Below are 3,375 nucleotides of genomic sequence, written 5' to 3' on the forward strand. Positions count from 1 at the left end.
AGCTTGGACACCTGTTAATACAGGTAAATCATTGACCGCACTTAAAACAAAACTCTTAGCAGCTTCGGCTATGCCACCACGTCCATCACTTACTTGATAGCTCAAGTCAACCGTGCCATTAAAATTGGCATCTGGTGTAAAGCTGTAAGTACCATTTTGATTGTCTGTTAAAACACCATTCGTCGCTTGTAAATTGATGATGCTTAATACATCGCCATCAACATCACTAAAGCCTTGCAGTAAATCAGTAGCTAATAGAGTGTAGGTGGTGTTTGCCGTCGCGTTTGGCAATGTAACAATTGCACTACCTGTTGGAGCATCATTCACGCCATTAATAGTTATTTGAATTGTTGCAGGTAAACTGTCTGCTTGACCATCATTAGCCACATATTGAACACTAAGCTGCTTGCTTTCACCTACTTTTAAAGTTTGATCTGCTACTGTTGGTGTGTAAGAAAACCCAAATGCACCGTTGTTGCCGTCTAACACAAACCCCTCAGGAACATCTCCAATAATACGATAACTTAGCACATCTCCCTCTACATCATAATATCCTCCTCCACCTGTGATAAATCCATCCTCACCCACTTCACCACTCATATTAGATATAAACGGTATATCATTTACTGCATCTAAAACAAAGCTATTGCTTGCCTCAGCTATGCCACCGTGTCCATCACTCACCTGATAACTTAAATTGACTGCGCCATTAAAGTTAGCATTGGGTGTAAAAGAGTAAGTGCCGTTTTGATTATCTACTAAGCTACCATGAGTTGCTTGTAAATTGATCACACTTAACGTATCACCATCAGCATCGGTGTAGCCTTGTAATAAATCACTGGCAAATAATGTATATGTAGTATCTTCTATGCCATTTGCTAAAATGGCAAGAGCTTCGGTTTGAGCAGGTGCATGATTTTGTGGAGCAAAATAAAAGTCGTAAATTTCTTGACCAGTGAGACGATTAATTTCAGTCACGCCATCATCAGAGTAAAAAACAAACACATCTTGAGCGGATGCCGCCGTTAATACAGGAGTTCCATTATTTGAACCTGCGGGATTACGCGTAAAGAAATTTTCGATATAAATACCTTGCCATCCAACTGATACTGAATCTCGCCAATCATCCGCAAACTGAGTGCCTAAATTAACATTATTATCTCCAATTGTTAGTACCAAATTTGGATAACGCTCGGTATTAGCCTCAATACCAAATTGAATGACTGGGGAATTAGGAACATTGAATATTTTATAAGTATCAATACCATCGCTGATGCCAGCATTTATTTGCTCGTTTGTTAAATCGTCAGCAACATAATCTCCACCATCTTGATTGTAGTGATATATAACTGTGTCATCACCTAAGCCTAATTGATAACTATCTGTACCTAAACCTCCTATTAACGTGTCATCTCCTAAACCGCCAATCAGCGTATCATTTCCCCAAAAACCATTGAGAGCATTATTGCTATCATCACCTTGATTAACATAGCCCATATGCAAAAGCTGCTGATAAGTGACGACTGTACCATCGGCAAAATGCAGTTGAATATTGTTGTAATACTGGGGTTGGCTAAAATAGTTTTTGACTAAAATACTGTCGGTTGTACCATTAATTAGCACGGTAGAATCAGCACTATTGTTATAACGCATAAAGGTTAAATCATTTAATGCAATACCTTGCCCAAACACTAAAACATCTGTGGTTGTATTAATATCATCTGTTTGATTGTCTATGATGTCGTTACCATCACCTAAATTAAAGTAAACGGTATCGCTGCCTCTGCCACCTGAAATAATGTCGTTACCTGCACCTCCAATAAATACATCATTACCATCACTGCCATTTAATACATCATCACCCAAACCACCAAGCAATGTATCAGCACCTGTACCACCCGTTAAGGTGTCATTACCTGCTGTGCCATCGAGTTGATTATTACCTGTATTGCCTGTCATAGTATTATCAAGATTGTTGCCTGTACCTGTTGTGTTGCCTGACCCTGTTTGATTTAGATTTTCAACATTATCGGGTAAAGTAATATCATCAGGCGTTTGTATGGTGTCTGTACCACCATCAGGTGTTTCGTTAATGGTGTCTGAGCCATCGGCAACATAGGTATCATCACCAGCACCGCCATTGAGGGTATCTGCCCCTGTACCACCTTCAATCAGGTCATTACCTGCGCCTGCATCAATGCTGTCATTACCTGCACCACCACTGATAGAGTCGTTGGTGTCTCCACCAACAAGGGTGTCGTTGCCTGCTGTGCCAATAATGGCGGTTTCGAGGACTTTGGCACGAATAGCGGTTTTATCCCACGTTGTGCCATTATTAAATTGGATGTTGAAGTTTTGATAAGAAATTTCTATGAAGCCTAATCCAGCAGATGGAGGATATACTTGCCCATTAAAATAGTTATTAATAATTAACTGGTCTGTTGTACCTTGTATCAACAATAGTAAATTCGGCCCAATGCGATTCAAAATAATATCCGACTCAACAACGCCCTCTAATAATTGAATGGTATTAGTCATACCTTGTGTTGTGCCATCACTTAAGATGTAAATAGGCTGGTCGGTAATTGTATCAACACCATAATCTCGTCCAAAAATATAGGTATCTGCATTGCCTAAACCTCTTAGGCTATCATTATCCACCCCACCATCTAATAAACCACTACCACTTATATTATCATTACCTTCATTACCATAAAAATATCCACTACCTCCATTAATATAATCATTTCCTTCTCCTCCAATCACCGTATGACCAACTTGCCCATCAGCTATATAACCATAAACTTCTATTGAATCATTGCCTTTACCACCATCTATAAATTTGACTCCACTCCCATATTCACGTATGTAATCATCGCCATCTCCCCCAAACAAGGTGTCATTACCATTACCACCTGATAAAGTATCTTGCCCTATACCTCCTGTTAAAACATCATCCCCTTCTCCTCCATCTAAATTAGTAGATATCCATGGGTTTTGAGTGTTATTACTGGCATATAATTGGTCATTGCCTCCTTCACCAAACAAACTACCTCCTGCATCTCCTCCATATAAAATATCATTCCCTAAACCTCCCTTTAACAAATCAATCCCTAAACCTCCACTTAAGGTATCATCTCCATCATCTCCATATAACTCATCATTACCCTCATCTCCATTCAATACATCATTTCCTTCTCCTCCATATAAATAATCGTTATCCAATCCACCATTCAACGTATCATTACCTAAATCCGCTTCAATCGTATCAATACCTGCATCACCATTTAATACATCATCACCTGCCAAACTAGCGATATAATCGTTATTCGTTGTACCGATTAATTCATCATTAAGCTCTGTGCCGATAATGGC

General features: G+C 39.3%; 1 protein-coding gene. It reads right to left on the reverse strand.

The features are described 5' to 3' along the window. A partial coding sequence (locus Q0212_RS07040; protein ID WP_297923948.1) for a cadherin-like domain-containing protein occupies window positions 1-3,375 on the reverse strand: 3,375 nt, incomplete at both ends.

The organism is uncultured Agitococcus sp. (assembly GCF_937920075.1).
Taxonomy (GTDB): domain Bacteria; phylum Pseudomonadota; class Gammaproteobacteria; order Pseudomonadales; family Moraxellaceae; genus Agitococcus.